Annotated in this window: 3 protein-coding genes; all 3 read left to right on the forward strand. The window is 37.2% G+C overall.

Annotation, left to right across the window (positions count from 1 at the left end):
• Positions 1 to 819, forward strand: an 819-nt coding sequence (locus CK510_RS28580; RefSeq protein WP_095724862.1) for a type IV pilus twitching motility protein PilT, incomplete at its 5' end; no start/stop codon positions are given.
• A 200-nt stretch (positions 820 to 1,019) separates the two neighbouring features.
• Positions 1,020 to 2,237: a type II secretion system F family protein gene (locus CK510_RS28585; RefSeq protein ID WP_095724863.1), complete on the forward strand. Its 1,218-nt coding sequence runs from the start codon at positions 1,020 to 1,022 to the stop codon at positions 2,235 to 2,237.
• A gap of 151 nt (positions 2,238 to 2,388) precedes the next feature.
• Positions 2,389 to 2,949, forward strand: coding sequence for a hypothetical protein (locus CK510_RS28590; protein WP_095724864.1), 561 nt, complete (start codon positions 2,389 to 2,391; stop codon positions 2,947 to 2,949).
• Positions 2,950 to 3,073: the final 124 nt, after the last annotated feature.

The raw sequence follows: 3,073 nt of genomic DNA on the forward strand, positions 1-3,073 counted from the left end.
GCTTTGAGTTCAAAAATTCCTAACTTTGATAAGCTAGGTTTGCCAGATGTTGTTAAAGAAATGTCTGAGAAACCAAGAGGATTAATCTTGGTTACAGGACCAACTGGTTCGGGGAAAACAACAACTTTGGCGGCAATGATTGACTTAATTAACCGCACCCGTGCCGAACATATTTTGACTGTTGAAGACCCAATTGAATTTGTATATGAGCCAATTAAAAGTTTGGTTCACCAACGTCAATTAGGGGAAGATACAAAAAGTTTTGCGAATGCACTAAAAGCTGCTTTACGTGAAGACCCAGATATTATTTTGGTCGGTGAAATGCGAGATTTGGAAACTATTTCTTTGGCAATTTCTGCTGCTGAAACTGGTCACTTAGTATTCGGAACTTTGCACACAAGCTCTGCGGCTCAAACAGTTGACCGGATTATTGACGTTTTTCCGCACGAGAAACAAACTCAAGTTCGGGTGCAATTATCTAACTCCTTAGTTGCTGTATTTAGCCAAACTTTAGTATCTAAGAAAAATCCAAAACCAGGTGAATATGGTCGGGTAATGGCGCAAGAAATTATGATAATTACTCCGGCTATTTCTAACTTGATTCGTGAAGGTAAAACATCACAAATTTACTCGGCGATTCAAACTGGCGGCAAGTTAGGAATGCAAACTTTAGAGACGGTTTTAGCTAATTTGTATAAAGCTGGAACTATATCATTTGAAGCTGCAATGTCTAAAACTTCTAAACCAGATGAAATTCAACGTCTAATTGGTGGTGCTGCTCCACAATCAGGGGCAAAAACTGCTGCAAGAGCGCATTAAATAGTTAGGAGTTAGGAGTTAGGAATTATTAATTAATTCTTTTAATTTATGATTGTGGTGACTTACTCAAAACTTAGGAAGCTAATCTATATTCCTAAGTTCTAACTCTTAATTATTTATTACTAGCTTTTTATAATATGTAATCCAAAATCCAAAATCCAAAATCCAAAATCCAAAATCTAAAATCTAAAATTTAAATTATGCCAAGTTTTGTTGCCCGTGTTAGGGATGCACAAGGACAATCTCGCACTGAAAAGGTTGTTGCAGAATCACTTAAGGAAGCTCGCGTCAATTTAAGACAACAAGGTTTTGTAATTCAAGAACTCAAACAAGCCCAAGCTTTTGATTTAAAGTCAGCGCTTGATTTCCAAACGCGATTTGCGAGTGTTTCTGTTAAGGATAAAGCTGTTTTCTCACGTCAATTTGCCGCATTGGTAAATGCTGGTGTCGCTATCGTGAGGAGTTTAGGAGTATTATCAGAACAATGTTCAAATCCGAAGCTGAAACAAGCTCTTTTGGCTATTAGTGCGGATGTTCAAAATGGTTTGAATCTTTCTGATGCAATGCGGAAACACCCTCAATGTTTTGATGGTTTGTATGTAAGTATGATCCAAGCTGGTGAGGTTGGTGGTGTATTAGATGACGTACTTAACCGCTTGGCAAAACTGTTAGAAGATGTAGCCCGTTTACAAAATCAAATTAAATCTGCACTGTCTTATCCGGTTGTTGTTGGTTGTATTGCATTAGCAGTATTTCTAGGAATGACTATTTTCTTAATTCCGATTTTTGCTGGTATTTTTAAAGATTTGGGTACTACATTACCACCTCTTACACAGTTCATGCTCGATTTAAGTAAGTTTCTTGTGACTTATTGGTGGACGCTACCAATCATGTTCTTTGGTTTCAGTTTTGCCTATAAAACTTATTACAGCACTGCTAATGGAAGAGAGAATATTGACCGTCTTTCGCTGAAAACTCCTTTGTTTGGTGACTTAATTCAAAAGTCTGCTGTTGCTAAATTTAGTCGTACTTTTGGTTCGTTAACTCGTTCTGGTGTGCCGATTTTAACTTCCTTAGAAATTGTCCGCGATACCGCAGGAAATCAAATTATTGCTAATGCTGTTGATGCTGCCAAAGCTGAAGTTCAGCAAGGTGGTATGATTAGTTTTGCGCTACAAAAAGAAAAAGTATTTCCAGCAATGGCTCTTCAGATGATTAGTATTGGCGAAGAAACTGGGGAAATTGATGCAATGTTGATGAAAGTTGCTGACTTTTATGAGGATGAAGTTGAGCAAACTGTAAAATCTTTAACAAGTATTTTGGAGCCTCTGATGATTGTAGTTATTGGGGGTATGGTGGCGACGATTCTGTTGTCAATGTATCTACCAATGTTTGCGGTATTTGAGAAGTTGGGTTAGAAGCAAAGAGTTATGAATGAGGAGTTAGGAGTAAACAATAAAAATTTTAATTTATTTAATACTTTTAATCTCTAATTTCAAACTTTCAATTTTTAATTTTAATTCTTAAAAGACGACCCACCGGGTCGTCTCTAATTTATAATTTTAAAATATGCCTGTACAAAAATCTGATTATGAAGCTTGTTTAGCAGATTATAGCCATCATGAAGGCGCGATCGCACTTTTTAAGCAGTATCGTCCTTATCTGGAGATGGTTCCTAGTCTACGTCGTCCTGATGAGAGTGTTATCACTATTCCTTTACCGATTATTCGCATCCGCAAAACTGGTTCACCTCCGGAAGCTAATTCTTTACTTTGTGATGTTGCTGTTTTGATGTGCGATCCGGAATGGAAAATTAAAACTGGTGCGGAAATTTTTATTTTTATTCATCGTCCTCATGAGGATTTTTCGGATTTTTTGGGACGTTGGCGACAAACACAAATTTTACTCGATAAGGATTATGAATGGTTGATGCCTTTACGTCATAGCCATATTTTAAGTGAGGGTACTAATACTAAATACCCGCTATTTGTGGTTTTTTCGGAAACTTCTGAACTGATAAAACGGGGACTTTTAGGTGCTGAGTTACCTTTTGTAATTCAAATGCCGGAAATGTTTCCTAGTGAAGAAAGATTAGAGGTGAGGGAAGAGGGATTGGGGAAGAAGGATTAAGGAAAGTGTGATAAGCGGAGTTTAATGCTGGAGGCATATCGCGCTTTAAAGAAACCTCTTTCTGTCTAAAATTTATATTCGAGTCTGTCCCTCTCCTATTTGGAAAGGGATATAACTACATATG

Origin of the sequence: Brunnivagina elsteri CCALA 953 (genome assembly GCF_002289455.1) — a bacterium.
Lineage (GTDB): Bacteria > Cyanobacteriota > Cyanobacteriia > Cyanobacteriales > Nostocaceae > Brunnivagina > Brunnivagina elsteri.

What these genes read in the sequence shown, in the direction of transcription:
- CK510_RS28585 (WP_095724863.1), top strand. Translation starts at nt 1,020, where the DNA reads ATGCCAAGTTTTGTTGCCCGTGTTAGGGATGCACAAGGACAATCTCGC.
- CK510_RS28590 (WP_095724864.1), top strand. Translation starts at nt 2,389, where the DNA reads ATGCCTGTACAAAAATCTGATTATGAAGCTTGTTTAGCAGATTATAGC.